Genomic DNA, 18,315 nt, shown 5'->3' with positions numbered 1-18,315 from the left:
AAATATGTCAACTTAATACCTATCCTTATGTTTAGTAACCTGGCCATAGATGTGGCGCTTGGCCTTATTTTCATTTACCTGCTATACAGTTTGCTGGCCTCCGTGGTGCAGGAACTGGTTGCCAGGATCTTCAATTCCAGGGCGCGGCTGTTAACGAAAGGGTTGCGCCGGATGCTGGAGGAAGATGATCACAGTAAAGACCTGGGCTGGTTTGGGAAGTTTACTTTCTTTAACTGGTTTTATGAACTGGGGTGGAGCGTGGTGTATTTCTTTGAGCCTTTCCGGAAGAATCCTTTCCTTAAAAAGTTTTACAGCACGCCTTCCATCCGGAACCTGGGGGAAAACAGCGCCACTTCCCGCCCGGCCTATATCAGTCCGCAGATCTTTTCCCAAACAATGGTACACCTGCTACGCGGCAGTGTGCAGGAGCATAAAGGCACCGATGCCCAGGCTATCAAAGCTGCGCTGACGCATAACTACCTGCACCTGGTACCGGATACGAGGGAGCACCTGTTGCAATTGTTTGAAGATGCCGGGCATAATACAGCCGCCTTCCGGATCAATATGGAAGGCTGGTTCAACGAAACCATGACCCGGGCCAGCGGCTGGTACCGGAAGCAAACGCAAACCTGGTTGTTATGCATGGGTATTGCCATTGCGGCATTGTTTAACGTGGATTCCATTGCCATAGCGCGGATCCTGATGAAAGACAAAAATGTAAGATCACAGATGGTGCAGCTGGCAGCCAGCAGGGCGCCGGGTTATACCGCTATCACTGATACGCTTATACGTAAAAACGTGCTGCATAAAGACAGTGCCTTTTTCCGGGCGGATACTTCCGTTCGCATACTGGTAAGCGATACCTCCCTGCTCGGCGTATATGCCCTGCTACGCAGCGATGCCGGCGATGCGGCGAACGTGCTGGGCATCAGCCGGGCCTGTGTTACCGATACTACCGGCGGGCATATCACCATGCGTTGCGGCTATACGCATCCTTTCCAGCAAAACGGCTGGCTGGTTTTCGCCGGCTGGTGCATTACCGCGCTGGCAATATCGCTGGGAGCGCCCTTCTGGTTTGATTTGCTGGGCAAAGTGGTGAAGTTCAGAACTACACAGCCCCCGGCAGATACTCCCGGGAATAACACCGCTGCCACACACTAAAGAAGATGTTGTAGATTTGTGTATCTCCTCATCTTTCTAAAAAACAGCTATGAAACGCACCAATTATTCCTCCGGCGCACTCTGGGAAGGAAAAGTAGGTTACTCCCGTGCGGTAAGGGTAGGCAATGTAATTGAAGTATCCGGCACCGTAGCATCCGATAACGACAAGGTGGTAGCAGAAGGTAACGCCTATGAACAAACGAAATTTGCCCTGGCAAAAATAGAGTCAGCGCTGATCAACGCCGGCGCCACACTGCATGATGTGGTACGTACCCGGATGTTTGTAACAGATATCTCCAGGTGGGAAGAATACGGAAGGGCGCATGGGGAATTCTTTAAAAGCATCAAACCGGCTACTTCTATGGTGGAAGTAAGTAAACTGATTGATCCCCGTTACCTGGTGGAGATAGAAGCCACTGCTATTGTAGAGCAGAAAGCGGGATGAAGGGAATACTTCTGCGCTTATTCTTCCCGGCACAAATCGGGCAAACAAGCGCAGAAGGCACTACATCTTATTTATACAGCTCTGTCCATTTCAGCATACCACCTACCAGGTTTTTGGTGTTGGTAAAGCCCATAGAGTCGAGCAACATACATGCCTGCCCGCTGCGGTTACCGCTGCGGCAATACACGATAATTTCCTTGTCTTTCCAGTCCTCAATTTCATCCACCTGCATCTGCTGTACAAAGCCCAAAGGAATATGCGTACCGCCAATGTTGAACTCTGCGCGTTCATGTGGTTCCCTTACGTCTAATATATAAAGTTCTTCACCGTTGTCTATGCGTTGTTTCAGTTCTTCTGCCGTAATGTTTTGCATGTTATTAAGTATTTAAAATCAAATTACATCATTTTCAATTATCCTCTTCAACTGGTTTGGGGGCGGCGGTGCTGTCGGTTACCGGTTTGGTGGCTGATAACCAGAAGTCAACGCTTTCACCGGCTCTTACCATGTTAAAGTCGCCGATTTCATTTTTACGGGTAGGCACCTGTTTGATCACATAGGCGTTTGCCGTATCGGATACACTGGGATCAATGATCACAGTACCTGGATTGAGATTGCTGGCGCTGAGCATTTCACGGGCTTCTGCATAGGTGAGTCCTACAAAGTTAGGCACCGGGTTTTCCACGCTGCCGGTTCCGCTGCTGAGGATCAGGGTGATATTGCTGCCTTCCGCCACTTCGGTGCCGGGCTTTACCTTCCTGCCATTGAGCAGTTGCTGTAATACGGTGTTGGTGGCAAAGTCGGGTTTATAAATGGTATCTCCTACGTTAAGACGCATGCTTTTGAGCATCATTTCGGCACTGCGGAAGGTAAGTCCTTCGAGGTCCGGCATTTTCACCATAGGCGCCACTGTTTTATTTACTGTCAGGTAAATAGTTCTGCCCACCTTTACCTGCGCTCCCTTGTCGGGTGTTTGTGCATACACTGCCAGGGGAGGAATAGAATCGATATAAATAGAATCTCTTACATCGGCTTCAAAGCCGGCTTTCTCCAGCAACTCAATAGCTTCCTTTATATTTTTCCCATGAACATCCGGTACGGTTTGCTGCTGTCCATGTTTGGTGATGAAACCCAGCATGGAGAAAAACAACAGGGCCAGGGCAAAAAACATTACAATAACCGCCAGCAGATTAAATAAAAAAGAGCGTTTGGTAATAAAGTCGAACACGATAATTATATTAAGTGTGATAATCCTTACTTCAGGCTTTCTTCCAAAAGCAGGCCATAAAATTCCGTCAGTGTTTTTCCTGCAGCCCTTACCTGCTGGGGAACCAGGCTGTTTTCAGACTGCCCGGGCATTGTATTTATCTCCAGGAAATATAATTTCCCGGTGCTTTCTTCATATATAAAGTCTACCCGCACAATGCCTTTACAATTCAGTTTGTTGTAAATAACAGCAGATATTTCCTGTACCTGGCGGGCAATATCGTCTGTTATGGGTGCAGGGGTAATTTCGTTGGATACGCCTGGGGTATATTTTGCTTCGTAGTCGAAGAACTCTTTGCTGCTCACTACCTCCGTGATAGGCAGCACGGTAATGGCGTTGTTGGCGCGATACAGTCCCATCGTCAGTTCCCGGCCTTTGATAAATTCTTCGATCAGGATCTGGGTGTCTTCCTTAAAGGCTTTATCGATAGCGGGTTGCAGCTCTTCGGCCGTTTTTACTTTCGACATACCGATGCTGCTGCCGCCTTCTGCCGGCTTTACGAACACGGGTAAACGCAGTTGCTGCAGTATTTCCGCTGTATTATATGGCTGATGGCGGAAAATATGTACGGATTTAGACACATTCACCACTTTCAGCGCATCTACTACCTTATTACAATAGCTTTTGTTGAATGTGAGCGCGGAGGTAACCATGCCACAGCTGGTAAACGGAATACCGAGCATTTCGAAGTATCCCTGCAGGCGGCCGTCTTCTCCCGGTGTGCCATGAATACCAATAAATACGGAATCAAAAATGATCTTCTTTCCGTTGATGGTTAAGGTAAAATCATTTTTATCTACTTCAGTCACCTGTCCATCGGCGCCTGTATGGCTCCAGCTCTCTTTGGTGATAATAATCTTGTATACCTTATATTTACTGCTATCCAGATTATTTTCAATAGTTACGGCACTTTGTACGGATATCACATATTCTCCGGAATATCCACCGGCGACCAAAGCTATATTCTTCTTCATAAGATATTTTACTATAAGCGGGTAAAGTTAAAGGTTATTTGTTAATTGTCAAGAGCCACAGCACTTGCGGGCGGTGGCTGTTCAAATTACATAAAAAAACCGTCCCAGCCAGAGCGGGAACGGTTATTAAGCTTCCTTGAGAATATTTTAAACGTGCAGTTTTGCCTTCTTTTCCATCAGTTCGTCTACGGTTTCCTGGTACATTTCGTCAGGAACGCAGCAATCTACCGGGCAAACCGCCGCACATTGCGGTTCTTCATGAAATCCCTGGCATTCTGTACATTTGTTGGGCACAATATAGTAGGTATCTACACTGATAGGCGCATTTCGCTGGTCAGCATCCAGTACACTACCATCCATTAATGTATAGGAGCCTTTTACGGTGGTACCGTCGGCTAACGCCCATTCAACACCACCCTCGTATATCGCATTATTGGGGCATTCCGGTTCGCAGGCGCCACAGTTTATACATTCGTCTGTTATCTTAATTGCCATAGTGTAAACTTTTTGGTTAAGTAGTAAGCCATTAATTTTGTGTGACAAAAATAAAATTTTCCCGGTTTAATTAGGTCATTATTTATATAGTTTCATGAACATAGCAGAAAAAGAAGCCGCATTGGTGCGCCTGGGGCAGTATCTGGCGGATAAGAGCCCGGAATTGGAAGCAGTAAAAGAACGCGCATATATTGCCAATGGTTGGTTTATTCCCCCTTTTATAGACAATGCACTGGATAATATCTCCCGCTATTTCCTCTCCCCTGCCCCTTTACAACAGTGGTTGCAGGGATACCCCAAAGTTACGGAAGAACGGACACCTAAAAACGTGGGGATCGTTTCTGCCGGAAATATTCCCCTGGTAGGCTTCCACGACTGGCTTTGCGGGTTCATCAGCGGGCACCGGGTAAAAATGAAACTTTCCGGGAAAGATGAAATCCTGATGAAACATATCCTGGAAAAGATCGGTGAATGGTATCCGGACCAGGCCAATCAAACGGAAATACAGGATATGCTGAAAAACTGCGACGCCTATATTGCCACCGGCAGCAACAACTCCGCCCGGTATTTCCACTACTATTTCGCCAAATACCCGCACATTATCCGTCATAACCGCACTTCCGCCGCCATCCTTACCGGTAAGGAAACGCCGGAAGAACTGGCTGCCCTGGCCGATGATGTAATGTTGTACTTCGGTCTTGGATGCAGGAACGTTACCAAGATATATGTACCGCTGAACTACGACTTTGCCCCCCTGCTGAAAGCGCTGGAAAAGTATAGCCACCTCGCCGATCATCATAAATACAAAAACAACTACGATTATAACCTGGCCCTGCTGCTGTTGAACAGCAGCCCCTATATGACTAACGGCAGTATCCTGCTGCAGGAAAATACCGGCCTGTTTTCTCCCATCAGTGTTTTACACTATAGTTATTATGTAGATATGGCCCAGCTGCAACAGGAGCTTTCCGGGGAAGACGCCGTGCAATGCCTGGTAGGACAACAGTTCACGCCGTTCGGTTATGCCCAGCAACCATCACTTACTGATTACGCAGACGGTGTAGATACCATGAAGTTCCTGCTGGAGTTATAAGAACGGAGGGCACTCCCCTCCTAACAATTTGTCGCAATTACTTGTTATATTGACAGGCGGGCTGCCATGCCTGTCAGTGGGGTATTAAGCTGTGTTTAACGATTGATATAAAAATGTGTTAAAGTAAATCACCCCTGTTGCGTTTGATTCATGGCGCGAATTAAATTTGTAGTCAGGGCATGTAAATTGATCATATCCCGGCGTTATTATTAATTATCACGCAAACACACTATAATATGAAATTCAAGCAAATTGTTACGACTGTTCTTATCAGTGCTGTAACGGCAGCTGCCTCCATATTTGTGTATGGCAAATATATCCAGCCGAAGCAGCCGATTGTTTTCCAGAATGGTACTGAAATTCCCGTAAACTATGCGCGCTACATGCCGGGTACGGAAGGGAATGCGAATGCCACCCCACCTTCCGACTTTACCACCGCGGCCAAGGCAGCAGTGCCGGGTGTAGTACATATCAAAACAAAGATCAACCCCAGGCAGGTAACCAATGGCAATAACCTGCAAAGAAGACGCAGTATCCTGCAGGACCTTTTTGGAGATGATTTTTTTGGAGATGAATTTAACGGTGGCGGAGATGGCCGCAGGTACTACGTTCCAGGCCAGATGGCTTCCGGTTCCGGCGTACTGATCTCTGCAGATGGTTACATTGTAACCAACAACCACGTAGTTGCAGACGCCGATGAAATCAGCGTTTCCCTCAGCAACGAAAACAAAGTATTCAAAGCAAAAATGATAGGAACCGACCCCAGCACGGACCTGGCGGTTATTAAAATTGACGCCAAAGACCTTCCTTACCTGCTGTATGGCAACTCCGACAATGTGGAAATAGGACAATGGGTACTGGCGGTAGGTTATCCGCTTAACCTGGATGCTACCGTAACTGCGGGTATCGTGAGTGCCAAATCACGCTCTATCGGTATCAACAGAAGCGGCGGCAAAGTGAACAGCGCCATCGAATCCTTTATACAAACGGATGCCGCTGTAAACCAGGGTAACAGCGGTGGCGCACTGGTGAACACTGCCGGCGAACTGGTAGGTATTAACTCTGCGATTGCCTCTCCAACAGGCTCTTATGCAGGTTACTCCTACGCGATCCCGGTAAACCTCATCAAAAAAGTGGTGAACGATATCCTGAAATATGGTAACGTACAACGGGCTTACCTCGGTGTAAGATATGCGCCGTCCTCCCTCATTGCCAATATGAGCGATGAGCAGTTAAAGGATGCCGGTATCAAAAGGGATGTAAACGGCGTACAGGTAACAGATGTATTGCCCAACAGCTCTGCTGCGGCCGCAGGTATCCGTACCGGTGATGTGATCACTGCAGTGAACGGCGTAAAAATTCCTACCACTTCCCAGCTGAGCGAACAGGTGGCGCGCTATAAACCAGGCGATAAGATCAGTTTAAGCTACCTGCGCGATGGTAAAGAAGTGACCGTGGACAATGTAGTGATGAAGAACCTGAAAGGCAATACGGACCTGGTAAAGGTAACTGCACTGGATCGTTTGGGTGCGGACCTCTCCGAACTTGATAAAGACCAGGCCGCCCGTTTGGGTGTGAATGGCGGTGTAATCGTAAATGATATCGGCAACGGTATCCTGAAAAAACAAACCACAATGGCTCCGGGCTTTGTAATCCTGAAAGCCGGCAATACACAGATCACCTCTGTGGATGAACTCAGCCAGGTGGTGGAAAAACAAAAGAATCTGAAGCTGATAGGTTTCTATCCTGAAAAAGGCGGAAATATCTATTACTATAATATTGCTACCGGCGCTGGCGCCGAAAACCTCTGATCCCCTGAAGTAACCGGGTTTTAGGTCTTAAAAAATAAAAGTCCCGTTTCCGGCTGGCCGGAGCGGGACTTTTTCATTTAAGTCGTACACGCATTGCCTGAAAAAGCAGGGCATGTAATCAGTCATTCTATGAAAACCTATTAGAAAAATAGTATAAGCATATGATAAGTTGGCGGGGCAATCCGTAAACGGGTGGATTGGCTTAGGCAACGCACAAAAAAGCCGGTTGAGCGATGGCTCACCGGCTTTAATAATTAGCGTAAATTAATAATATCAGAGATTGATCACCCCTTTCAGCTGGGTAAAGAACTCATCTTTTTTACGGGAAGAGATTGGAATATTCTTCTGATCGCTCATCACCACGGCTGTTCCCAGTCCTTTAATGATTTTTACGATGTGGTGAATATTGATGAGGAAGGATTTATGCACCCGGTAAAAACCTTTATCGGAGAGCATTTCCTCATACTCCTTCAATGACTTGGAGATCAGGTGAGATACGTTATTGATCAGCTGGATTTTAGTGTAGCTGTCAAAGGCTTCACAATAGATAATATCCTTCAGATCGATTACATTATACCCGTCATTCACCGGTATAACGATCTTTGAGAAGGCGTTATCGTTGTTCTTAACGTAGTCTTTCAGTATGGATGCCAGCTCGTTGAGTCGTCCCTTCTTGCTTTTCTTCACTTTTTCAAGTGCATCTTCCACTTCACTGACCTTGATTGGTTTCAACAGGTAATCCAGCGCAGCAAACTTAATTGCCTGCAGTGCGTATTCCTGGAAAGCAGTGATAAAAATAACTTCAAAATTCAGCACCGGAAACATTTCCAATAGCTGAAATCCATTGTGTGGTGGCATCTCAATGTCAAGAAACAGAACATCAATGGGGTTATTTTTTATCATTTCTGCCGCCTCATTGATATTCTGCGCCTCACCGACAACTGTCACATCTTTGCAGTAGTTCTCGAGTATATTGCGTAAAATATGAATGTTGCGGACTTCATCGTCTACAATGGCAGCTTTTATATTACTCATAACATCTTAACAATGGGAATCAGTATTTCAACTAAGGTACCTTCCTTATTGCCGAAACCAGATTTAAATTTATCAATAATTTCTAACTTTCCAACACTTCCATTAAAAGATTTTATAATCTGCAACCGCTCTTTAATCACGCTAAGTGCAGTAGACTCGTGTTTAATGAGCCTTGAACTTTTAATGCTATTCGACTTATCCCAGCCTATTCCGTCGTCGTCTACCGAACAATATAACAGGTCATCCACCATTTCCAGGCGGATTTCCAGGTAACCGCTGATATTTTTAGGCGCCAATCCGTGTTTAATCGCATTTTCCACTATCGGTTGAATAATCATGGGCGGGATGTAGATGGTATATTCCTTCAAAGCATCTTCCATGATAAAGTGATAGGTAAAGGAATGGGCAAACCGGATCTTTTCCAACTCCAGGTAACGGGTCAGGAAAGCGATTTCTTCTTCCAGCGATATATACGACTTCCTGGAGTTATTGAGCATCTGCCTCATGAGCGTAGCAAAGTCTGCCAGGAAGTTCAGCGCCTGCTTCTCTTCTTTCTCCAATATAAGGTGCTGAACGGAATTCAACGAATTAAAAATAAAATGCGGGTTCATCTGGTTGGTCAGCGCCTTGGCTTCCAGCTCTGCAATACGCCGGTTATATTCCGTTTTACGTTTCTCCGCCTGCTTAATCCGCCGGATGATATACCGCAATCCTATCAGCACCACCAGCAGCCCGGCCAGCAGCAGAATACCTCTCGCCCACCATTGCTGGTACCAGCGGGGCAGGATATTCACATCTATACTCACCGGTTTTGACCAGTCGCTCTTGTATTTCCTGGCCCTTATCATCAGGGTGTAGTTGCCCGGCTGCAGGTCGGGGAACGGGATGATGTTAGACATGGTGGTTACCCAGCCGCTGGTTGTATCTCCCGAAAAATTATACTGGTATTCCACCAGCTCCGGCAAATCAAAAACGATGGTACCAAATTCTGCTTCAAACGAAGCTTTACGTTTATAGAGATGTACAAAATTATTGGAGGCCAGGAACGTGCTGTCGCCATAACGGATGTTATTCAGGTAAATCACCGGCGGCACGGTATCCACCGGGATATGATCCGCATTGAAGTAACACAGGCCGTTAGAGGTAGCAATGTACAGTATGTCGTTATCTGCGTAAACACCCCGGATGTCATCAGACATCAGGCCGTCGCTGGAGGTGATATTACGTGTAATCGTTTGCGTTTTTACATCAATTACGGATACACCGTGGTTTGTGGCTACATACAGCCGGCCCACGCCATCGTAGTAAAGTTGCTGGCAGATATCGCTGGCGAGGTCGTTGGCGGTTGACAGGTGTTTTACCACACTATCGTTTTGCATCACATAAATCCCCCTGTCGCTGGTGCCAATCCACAGGGAGCCATCAATCCATTTCAGATCTTTGATACTCACCTTCCGCAGGGTATCTGCACCGGCAGGCAGCAGTTGCCGTTTGCGGTCGGTACAAAAGAACAGGCCATTGTTGGTACCTACATAATAAGCGGAGTCGTTGATGCTGGCTAACGAGGTAACCAGCATATCGAGGTCGCTGATGGCGTAATCATCCAGCGCTACTACCTGGTTTTTGGCGGCAATCCTGATTTTTCCACCGGGCGACACATCTACATCTTTCAGCATTTTTACGGCTTTTAAGAGAGATGTTTTCCGGGACACGGTGTTGAACTTATACAAACCGTTATCCGTGCCGATGAGTACATTATCGGTGGTATACGGGGTAATGGAAAGTACGCTGTTCCGGCCGGAAGTGGTATCCACTGTGTATTGCCGGATATTGTTATCCCCGTCCATTGTATTGAGGATGCCGGCATTCTGCCCTATCAGCAACAGGTCATTTTTCTTGTCTTTGCTGATACTGAAAATAGAATGTGAATAAAGTCCGTTGGTATTATCGAGATAGCTGAAGTAAAAATTCTTGTAGGGGATGTTATACACACCGTCACCGAAAGTGGTGATCCAGATGTTGCCGTCCCTGTCTTTCAGCAGGGAGGTAATGAAATGATTATCCAGCAGCCGGATGATTTTCCGTTCTCCGTTAAAATAACCTTTGAGGTAGTATAAGGCGCGCTGGGTACCTATCCACAGGTTATCGTTATCAATGCATATGTGGCTGATATCATCTTTAATTCCCCACTCCGCGCCGTTAAAAAAGCATACCGCATCTTTGGCGGTATAGGAGTACAGCGTGTTCCGGATGATGACGATAGCGCTTTTATTGATCCGGTTGTGCAGTGCAGAGTCATCTAACGGGTACGGGGATACGGGGTAAATCTGTTGTTGTGTATTACCCGGATCGTGCAGGCTTTCGAGGTGAAAGGAAGCCTGCAGCGGATGAAAGATACTGTCGTTCCGCATCAGGAAATACAGGTCTGATCCGGAGGCGCCCAGTTTATCGTAGATTGTTTTTTTGCCGTTGTATTGAACGATGCGGTTGTTGGTGTTGAGGAACCACATGTAACCGCCCTGCCCTTCAAAGGCATACTGCATGTAGTGGCTACGGCTGTTAAAAATGAGGGAGGAATCATTGTCTTCGCTGTGAATCACTGATTTCTCATAGAAGGAAGGCTTTCCGTTGAGGGTAAAAAACCATACCCTCCCTTTGGAGTCGGCGGCGAGTTTCACCACCTCGTTATCTGTAAGACCGTCTTTTTTGGCGTAGTTGCGGAATCTTTTACCATCAAATTTGCTGACACCGGTGGGAGTTGCAAACCATATGAAACCGTCTTTATCCTGCACAGCAGCATAAACAGTAGCGTTGGCCAGTCCGTCCTTTACATTATAGTTACGGATCATCAGCCCCTGCGCGAGGGTTGTTGTAACAGTGCAAAAGAAGACCAACCCCCATAACATTATAAAACGGTTCAAGGGCATCGGATTTTAATGGTTTATTGCAGGAGTATTACCTGTAAGTATTACGAGTTACGGATTTTTAGGGAAACTTCCGCAAAAATCCGGCCCCGTAATACTTAATATGAAACATCTTTCCTAGTACGCTCTTGCGAAAAGCACCCTTTCTTTGGATGGTTTACCGGTCAGGATACACGTGCCAGCTTCCTGCGGGTTATTGAGCGGGATGCAGCGTATAGTAGCTTTTGTGCGTTCTTTGATCTGTTCTTCCGTTTCGGCGGTACCGTCCCAGTGAGCAGATACAAAGCCGCCTTTTTCGTCCAGCACTTTTTCAAATTCCTCAAAAGTATCTACACTGGTAATATGACTATCGCGGTAAGCTTTTGCTTTATTGAACAGGTTGAGTTGTATTTCGTCGAGCAGTCCGGCGATGCGCGCAGGTAAACCATCGAGCGACAGGCTCATTTTTTCCCTGGTATCGCGGCGGGTTACTTCGGCCACATTGTTTTCGAGATCCCTCGCACCGATGGCTATACGAACCGGTACGCCTTTCATTTCGTATTCGGCAAACTTCCAGCCCGGACGGTTATTATCGGAATCATCGTATTTCACGCTGATACCGGCGCTTCTCAGTTCCTTAACAATAACATTTACTTTTTCATCCAGTCCGGCTTTCTGATCGGGGCCTTTATAAATAGGCACAATTACTACCTGGATAGGTGCAATTTTTGGCGGCATTACAAGACCTTCATCATCGCTGTGTACCATGATGAGTGCGCCGATCAGGCGGGTAGACACGCCCCAGGAGGTAGCCCACACGTGTTCCAGTTTATTTTCTTTATTAGAGAACTGGACATCAAATGCTTTGGCAAAATTTTGTCCGAGGAAGTGAGAGGTACCGGCCTGTAAGGCTTTACCATCCTGCATCATGGCTTCCACGCAGTAGGTTTCCACGGCGCCGGCAAATCTTTCGCTGGGTGATTTCAGTCCGCGAACCACAGGCACCGCCATATAGTTTTCTGCGAAGTCAGCATAGATGTTCAGCATCTGTTCTGTTTCTTCGATGGCTTCCTGCGCGGTGGCGTGGGCCGTATGGCCTTCCTGCCACAGGAATTCCGTGGTACGGAGGAACAGGCGGGTACGCATTTCCCAGCGCACAACGTTTGCCCACTGGTTGATCAGGAGGGGTAAGTCGCGGTAAGACTGGATCCAGTCTTTATATGTATTCCAGATAATAGTTTCAGAAGTGGGGCGAACGATCAGTTCTTCCGCCAGTTTGGCATCCGGATCAACAATTACGCCGCCGCCGTTGGGATCATTTTTGAGGCGGTAGTGGGTTACTACGGCGCACTCTTTGGCGAATCCTTCCACGTGCGCGGCTTCTTTACTTAAAAAACTTTTAGGGATGAACAGCGGGAAATAGGCGTTCTGGTGACCGGTTTCTTTGAATTTGCGGTCCAATACATCGCGCATGGCTTCCCACAAAGCAAATCCGTATGGTTTAATTACCATACATCCTTTCACTGCAGAATAATCTGCCAGTCCGCCTTTCAATACCAGGTCGTTATACCACTTTGAATAGTCTTCCGAGCGGGCCGTAATCTCTTTACTCATAAAAATTATACCTTATTTATATACCGTTATTTTTAAGCCAATTCTGGTTAAATTTGTCGAGACAAAATTAAATCCGTCCGCCGGGTGCCAAAGGCCGGATTGGCTTAGTTTTTGTCCAATTATATTAAGAAGAAAATTCCACAAACATAGATGAAAAACATAACGTTGCAAACACTTATCACAAAATAATATAACGTAGCCTGTGTTATTGTAACTTTCTTCCCGTAATATCCGTTTAAAAGAAGTAAATTTACTACACGAATCACGCTTAAAACATATTTCAAATGAAGCCTATATTATACATTGGACTGGCCGCATCGCTCGCACTGGGAGCGTGTTCCAGTACCTATAAAACGGCTCAGACTCCGGATGATGTATACTATTCTCCGCGTCAGCAGCAGCGTACCTATGCCTCCAACAATGGTTCGAACGGCAACAGCCGCCAGGATGAAAACGATGCAAACTATGTTGAAGGAACACAGGAAGATGGCGGAACCTATGTAACCTACCAGGATGATGACCAGGGTGATTACCAGCGTCGCTTAAACAGATTTGGCAGTGGCAGCAACTATTCCGGTGATTACTGGGATGGTTACAACGCAGCCTCCAACATGTACCTGAGCAGTGGCTTTGGCATGGGATACGGTAGTGGCTTTGGTTTTGGCTACAGCCCGTACAGCAGCTTTTATGGTCCATCCTTCGGTTTGGGTCTTGGATTCGGCTGGGGAATGGGTGGTTACTACAGCCCATGGAGCAGCGGCTTCTATGGCGGATGGGGTTACCCATATGTAGGTAGCTACTGGCCTTCTTACTACTACCCGTACTACGGCGGCTACTATGGCCACGGTGGCTACTACGGTGGTGGCGGTTACTACGGACATTATACTACACGTCCTTCCAACTCCTATGGTTCCGTAAGAGGCGGTAACGAAAGAGTTCGCAGGGCCGATTATACCAACAGTGGCGGCACAGGCGGCGGCGGTTATACCCGTCCTTCCAGAACCGGTACTTTCCAGCCTGCCAATGGCGGTACATCCGGTGGTGAAAGACCACGCCGTGTATTCCAGCAGTCCAGTTCTGAAAGACCAGTAACCAGACCTGCTTATCAGAACAACAGCGGCAACAGCAACAATGGCGGTGGTTATTCCCGTCCGCAGAGAACAGAATACAGCAGACCTGCTCCTACTCCGGCTCCAAGTTACACTCCCCCCAGCTCCGGCGGTGGTCGTGTAGGTGGTGGTAATTCCGGTGGCGGCGGCGGTGGTGGCTACAGCCGTCCATCCAGAGGAGGCCGTTAATTATAAAAATCATTTACAAGATAAGCGTAGCCTAAAAACCTACGCTTATTTTTTATCTCGCACACGTTTTGCCAGTTCAGCACGTTATACTTATCGCAGCAAAACCTTAACAACCGTTAAATAACCTGCTAGCAAATCTCATTTTAAGAATACCGACTATGATTAAAAGACTTTATCCTCTTTTAGGTGGCTTGTTTATTTCTGTAACAGCACTAGGCCAGAGTTCCAACGACGCATTACTTTATTCTCCCCTGCAGCCTCATGGTACAGCCAGAACCCAGGCGCTGGGCGGTGCAGGTGTGGGCCTGGGAGGAGACTATTCATCCGCTCACATTAACCCGGCAGGTATTGCCATCTTTAAGACCGGCGAATTTCATATTTCAGGTGGCGTAGGCATCTCTCAAAATACCTCTAATTACCTCGGTAACGGCCAGCTTGATAATAAAGGAAGCCGCAGCAATTTCCAGTTGCCGTCCATCGGGCTGATCATGGCTACCAACAAGAACAGCGGCAGCAGCACCTGGAACAACATTACCTTTTCACTGGGTTTAGAGCGCCTGGCCAATTATAACAACGAAATTGCCATTGCAGGCCACAATACCAAATCATCTTATTCAGACCGTTTTGTAGATGATATATTCGATGGCAGCACCTCTACACAGGCGCTGGGCACCGATCTTGGATTCAGCACCGGTTTACTGGCTGATTACCAGCCCACCAGTGGTAACAAAGAACCCATGACACTGGCCTCTCCTTCCAGGCAGATCGGAGGACTTACCGAAGGCATTCAGCAAAGAGGTACCCTGAAAACAGAAGGTGGTTTAAATGAATATACTTTTGCTATTGGCGGTAACTACGGCGATCGCCTGTATATCGGCGCCAGCCTGAACCTCCCCAGTATTAATTATAAAGAATCCCTGGCATGGTCGGAAGATGATGCCAGCAGCAACAAAGGCAACAACTTTGGCTACTTCGATTATTACAAGGATCTGAAACGTACCGGTTTAGGTGTTGGTGGTAAAATTGGTATCCTGTATAAGGTTACTGACCACTTCAGACTGGGTGGTACCTTCACTACCCCTACCTGGTATTCTCTTCACGACAGCTACAGTTCTGAATTGTATTCAGATGTGGAAGACGGTCGTGGTGAAGTAGGCTCCACCTCCTTTGATCAAACAGAAGGCTACCCTGTAGAATATGATTACAACTACACCGCGCCTTTACGTGCAGCAGCCGGTGCATCCTATTTCTTCGGTAACCTGCAGGAGCCACAAAGTACACAAGGCTTTATTACTGCCGACTATGAATTTGTGAACACCCCTTCTGGTAAATTCAGAATGAGTGATGACAGAGCCGGAGAAAAAAATCTGAACGATAACATCAGCGCTGTATATAAATCTACTTCCAATATTCGTGTAGGCGCTGAGGTTAAATTTATGGCGATCTATGCGGTGAGGGCAGGTTTTGCTTCCTATGGCAATCCATACAGCGATGATAAATACAATGCAGGCGTAAACGCTTCCCGCAAAGTTTACAGCGGTGGTATTGGCTTCCGTAATAAAGGTCTTTATGCTGATGCTACCTATAGCTATACCCAGGGCAAAGACAGGTACCAGCCTTACACCGTGTATGATGCACAGCTGAGTCCTGCCGCAGCTACACTGGATTATACCAGGAGCAATATTATGCTGACAGTAGGATTCAAATTCTAAACAACATCATCTTATTATAAATAGAAACGCCGGGATGTAATTACATCCCGGCGTTTCTATTTATCAGATACTTCACTCCGCTTTTAAATTCTTCACCGGGTTTTCCAACGCTGCCCGGATAGCCTGAAAACTCACTGTAAGTAAGGTAATGCCAACCATACTGATTCCTACCAGCAGGGACACCCCCGCTCCCATCTCGATGTGGTATGCAAAACTATGCAGCCACCGGTCCATACAATACCATGCCAGCGGTAACCCAATCAGCACGGCGATCAGTACCGACCGCAGGAACTCGCCGGAAAGCATCATCATTACATGTGCGGCGGTAGCGCCCAATACTTTGCGGATACTGATTTCCTTGCGCCGGCTTTCGGCGGTAAAGGCAGCCAGGCCAAACAAACCAAGACAGGATATCACAATAGCGAGTGCGGTAAAATATTTTGATAAGGCGGCCACTCTTTTCTCTGCCGTGTATTGCGCCTGGTAATCTTCGTCGAGGAATTTATAATCGAACGTAAACCCGGGGTTATAATTCTGATAGAAGGCTGCCAGTGCATCCAGCACTGCTTTTGTTTGTCCGCCTTTTACCTTTACCATCACGGTGCTGTTCAGGGAATCCAGCCGGAAAAACAACGGGCTGATGGTCTCGTGCATAGATTGAAAATGAAAGTTCTTCACTACGCCTGCTATCTCCGTTTTCATTCCATTAAATTCGATCACTTTGCCTACAGGGTTATCGATGCCCATTGCCCTGATGGCCGCTTCATTAAAAATAATCCTGGAATCATCTGCACCATAGTCGCGGGAGAAAGAACGGCCGGCGGCCATCTCGATACCTAGCGTTTCTATCATATCATAATTCACCGGAAACGGACGGCACATAATTGTTTCCACGATGCCCCTGCCCTTCCAGGTACATCCTATGGAAGGCGCGCCCAGTACATTTCCCACCATGCCGGAAGCATTTACCACGCCTGGTATCCTTTTCAATGCTGCGAGGAATTCAGGAATATGTTCCGGCACTTTTCCTTCCACATCGAAGTATACAACGTTGTCTTTATCATAACCCGGATTTGTATGCTGTACATAAGCTATTTGCCGGTACACCGTTATCACCGCTACCATAAACAGCACTGAAAGTGTGAACTGGAATACCACAAGACCTTTGCGGGCCAGCAATTGCCCCGGTGATCCAGGCACTTTCCCTTTCAGTACCGGCAGCGGATTGAAACCGGAGAGATACAACGCAGGGTAGCCGCCGGCCAGGATGCCCGTCAGCAGGGCCACAGCAACGATGATACCTATCATCTTGCCATTCAGGGAAAAAGACAATGCCTTGCCGGTGATATGATTGAATTCCGGCAGCAGCAAGGCTACCAGCAGTAACGCGATGCCGAGCGCAAGAATGGTCATCAGCATAGATTCGCCGAGGTATTGCAGTATCAGTGCCAGGCGGTTGGCGCCAATTGTTTTGCGGATCCCCATCTCCTTCATTCTGCCGGAAGCCTGTGCGGTAGAGAGGTTTACAAAATTAATGCAGGCAATTACCAGGATAAAAAGTGCGATGAGGGAGAACAGTTTTACATAGCTGATCCTGCCACCGGCGGCAACGCCGTTTTCATAATTGCCATGCAGGTAATGATCGCTGTAGCGCTGCAGGAACAGGTTGCGGGGTGTGGCGCTGCCTTTGGTGAGGCTGGTCATGAAGTTACTCAGCTTTGCATTAAAGGCGGGGATATCGGCGCCCTCCTTCATTACGAGAAAGGTATTGAACGGTCCTTGCGGGTCTAATGCAGTGATGTTCATAATTTCCCGGAATGCATCGAAAGGCAGCAGGCAATCGAATTGGGTGGAAGCATTGGAAGGGAGTTTGGCCAGCACGCCGGAAACGGTGCTGATCTTTTTGAACCGGTCTACCTGCCAGGTGATTGTTTTTCCAATGGCATCGGTGGTGCCAAATAATGTATGCGCGAGCTGTTCAGATATAACGATGCTGTTTTTATCCTGTAATACCTGCCGGCTGTTTCCCTGCAGCAAGGGATAGGAAAATACCTGGAGGTAATCCTGGCCGGCAAATATGCCAGCCGATTTAGTGCTTTTGTTACCGGTGGTCAGCGCTATTTTAGGAAACCAGGAAGCGGGTGTGCTCACAGTGGCATTTTCCACTTCCGGCATATCTGCTTTCAATGTAGCCGCCAGCAATGCGGGTGTTCCATCAGAAGTGGTGATGCCTTTTTCATGTGGCTGATTTTCCATTACCTGGAAGAGGCGGCGGTCGTTTTTGTGGAAGTGGTCGATGCTCAGTTCGTCGTACACCCACAAACAGATCAGCAACGTACAGGCGAGACCGGTAGACAGTCCAATGAGATTGAGGATAGTAAAACGCTTGTTTTTCAGCAGATGACGCCAGGCTGTTTTCAGGTAATTTTTAAACATAAGCAACATGTTTTTGTGAGGTGTGCGCACACGGAGCAGCTAAGAAAATGCCATGTTATCAGGCTTTTAAATA

Annotated in this window: 14 protein-coding genes; 6 read left to right on the top strand and 8 right to left on the bottom strand. The window is 47.3% G+C overall.

Going from position 1 to position 18,315, the window contains the following annotated elements:
• Positions 1-27 precede the first annotated feature (27 nt).
• Positions 28-1,161, top strand: a complete 1,134-nt coding sequence (locus PV783_RS11810) for a hypothetical protein (protein WP_111580005.1) — start codon at positions 28-30, stop codon at positions 1,159-1,161.
• Positions 1,162-1,210: 49 nt separating this feature from the next.
• On the top strand, positions 1,211-1,606 hold the full coding sequence (locus tag PV783_RS11805; RefSeq protein ID WP_079468585.1) for a RidA family protein: 396 nt from the start codon (positions 1,211-1,213) through the stop codon (positions 1,604-1,606).
• A gap of 67 nt (positions 1,607-1,673) precedes the next feature.
• Here PV783_RS11805 and PV783_RS11800 read toward each other — a convergent pair whose 3' ends face one another.
• The 4 genes from PV783_RS11800 to PV783_RS11785 all read right to left on the bottom strand — a co-directional run bounded on the left by PV783_RS11800 (position 1,674) and on the right by PV783_RS11785 (position 4,340).
• Positions 1,674-1,979, bottom strand: coding sequence for a rhodanese-like domain-containing protein (locus PV783_RS11800; protein ID WP_079468586.1), 306 nt, complete (start codon positions 1,977-1,979; stop codon positions 1,674-1,676).
• Positions 1,980-2,013: 34 nt separating this feature from the next.
• Positions 2,014-2,832 carry a PASTA domain-containing protein gene (locus tag PV783_RS11795; RefSeq protein WP_079468587.1) on the bottom strand — a complete coding sequence of 273 codons (819 nt, stop codon included), beginning with the start codon at positions 2,830-2,832 and terminating at the stop codon, positions 2,014-2,016.
• A gap of 26 nt (positions 2,833-2,858) precedes the next feature.
• Positions 2,859-3,845, bottom strand: coding sequence for a D-alanine--D-alanine ligase (locus PV783_RS11790; protein WP_420988116.1), 987 nt, complete (start codon positions 3,843-3,845; stop codon positions 2,859-2,861).
• 147 nt (positions 3,846-3,992) lie between these two features.
• On the bottom strand, positions 3,993-4,340 hold the full coding sequence (locus PV783_RS11785) for a 4Fe-4S dicluster domain-containing protein (protein WP_079468589.1): 348 nt from the start codon (positions 4,338-4,340) through the stop codon (positions 3,993-3,995).
• 94 nt (positions 4,341-4,434) lie between these two features.
• Between PV783_RS11785 and PV783_RS11780 the strand changes: the two genes are divergently transcribed.
• Both PV783_RS11780 and PV783_RS11775 read left to right on the top strand, forming a co-directional pair.
• A complete protein-coding gene (locus tag PV783_RS11780; protein ID WP_079468590.1) occupies positions 4,435-5,433 on the top strand; it encodes an acyl-CoA reductase in 999 nt (332 codons plus the stop codon).
• Between the two features lie 236 nt (positions 5,434-5,669).
• Positions 5,670-7,244, top strand: coding sequence for a trypsin-like peptidase domain-containing protein (locus tag PV783_RS11775; RefSeq protein ID WP_079468591.1), 1,575 nt, complete (start codon positions 5,670-5,672; stop codon positions 7,242-7,244).
• A 273-nt stretch (positions 7,245-7,517) separates the two neighbouring features.
• Here the strand turns inward: PV783_RS11775 and PV783_RS11770 are convergent, their stop codons facing one another.
• From PV783_RS11770 to proS, 3 genes are all read right to left on the bottom strand, one after another.
• The gene (locus tag PV783_RS11770; RefSeq protein WP_078672331.1) at positions 7,518-8,279 is read right to left on the bottom strand and encodes a LytR/AlgR family response regulator transcription factor; all 762 of its coding nucleotides are present in this window, start codon (positions 8,277-8,279) and stop codon (positions 7,518-7,520) included.
• On the bottom strand, positions 8,276-11,200 hold the full coding sequence (locus PV783_RS11765; protein ID WP_420988115.1) for a histidine kinase: 2,925 nt from the start codon (positions 11,198-11,200) through the stop codon (positions 8,276-8,278). The genes PV783_RS11770 and PV783_RS11765 overlap by 4 nt, the downstream gene beginning before the upstream one ends.
• A gap of 120 nt (positions 11,201-11,320) precedes the next feature.
• The gene (proS, locus tag PV783_RS11760) at positions 11,321-12,796 is read right to left on the bottom strand and encodes a proline--tRNA ligase (RefSeq protein ID WP_420988114.1); all 1,476 of its coding nucleotides are present in this window, start codon (positions 12,794-12,796) and stop codon (positions 11,321-11,323) included.
• 284 nt (positions 12,797-13,080) lie between these two features.
• Here proS and PV783_RS11755 point away from each other — a divergent pair, with 284 nt between their 5' ends.
• Both PV783_RS11755 and PV783_RS11750 read left to right on the top strand, forming a co-directional pair.
• On the top strand, positions 13,081-14,094 hold the full coding sequence (locus PV783_RS11755) for a hypothetical protein (protein ID WP_420988113.1): 1,014 nt from the start codon (positions 13,081-13,083) through the stop codon (positions 14,092-14,094).
• Between the two features lie 158 nt (positions 14,095-14,252).
• Positions 14,253-15,806: an OmpP1/FadL family transporter gene (locus tag PV783_RS11750; RefSeq protein WP_420988112.1), complete on the top strand. Its 1,554-nt coding sequence runs from the start codon at positions 14,253-14,255 to the stop codon at positions 15,804-15,806.
• A 72-nt stretch (positions 15,807-15,878) separates the two neighbouring features.
• Here PV783_RS11750 and PV783_RS11745 read toward each other — a convergent pair whose 3' ends face one another.
• A complete protein-coding gene (locus tag PV783_RS11745; protein ID WP_420988111.1) occupies positions 15,879-18,242 on the bottom strand; it encodes an ABC transporter permease in 2,364 nt (787 codons plus the stop codon).
• Positions 18,243-18,315 lie beyond the last annotated feature (73 nt).

This window comes from Chitinophaga sp. CC14 (assembly GCF_048957795.1).
Classification (GTDB): Bacteria; Bacteroidota; Bacteroidia; order Chitinophagales; family Chitinophagaceae; genus Chitinophaga; species Chitinophaga ginsengisegetis.
The sequence above is the reverse complement of the archived record's forward strand: the minus strand, read 5'-3'. Positions and strand labels throughout refer to the sequence as shown.

Coding starts and splice junctions, on each gene's coding strand:
- PV783_RS11810 (WP_111580005.1), top strand. CDS start 28: ATGTTTAGTAACCTGGCCATAGATGTGGCGCTTGGCCTTATTTTCATT.
- PV783_RS11805 (WP_079468585.1), top strand. CDS start 1,211: ATGAAACGCACCAATTATTCCTCCGGCGCACTCTGGGAAGGAAAAGTA.
- PV783_RS11800 (WP_079468586.1), bottom strand. CDS start 1,979: ATGCAAAACATTACGGCAGAAGAACTGAAACAACGCATAGACAACGGT.
- PV783_RS11790 (WP_420988116.1), bottom strand. CDS start 3,845: ATGAAGAAGAATATAGCTTTGGTCGCCGGTGGATATTCCGGAGAATAT.
- PV783_RS11785 (WP_079468589.1), bottom strand. CDS start 4,340: ATGGCAATTAAGATAACAGACGAATGTATAAACTGTGGCGCCTGCGAA.
- PV783_RS11780 (WP_079468590.1), top strand. CDS start 4,435: ATGAACATAGCAGAAAAAGAAGCCGCATTGGTGCGCCTGGGGCAGTAT.
- PV783_RS11775 (WP_079468591.1), top strand. CDS start 5,670: ATGAAATTCAAGCAAATTGTTACGACTGTTCTTATCAGTGCTGTAACG.
- PV783_RS11770 (WP_078672331.1), bottom strand. CDS start 8,279: ATGAGTAATATAAAAGCTGCCATTGTAGACGATGAAGTCCGCAACATT.
- proS (WP_420988114.1), bottom strand. CDS start 12,796: ATGAGTAAAGAGATTACGGCCCGCTCGGAAGACTATTCAAAGTGGTAT.
- PV783_RS11755 (WP_420988113.1), top strand. CDS start 13,081: ATGAAGCCTATATTATACATTGGACTGGCCGCATCGCTCGCACTGGGA.
- PV783_RS11750 (WP_420988112.1), top strand. CDS start 14,253: ATGATTAAAAGACTTTATCCTCTTTTAGGTGGCTTGTTTATTTCTGTA.
- PV783_RS11745 (WP_420988111.1), bottom strand. CDS start 18,242: ATGTTTAAAAATTACCTGAAAACAGCCTGGCGTCATCTGCTGAAAAAC.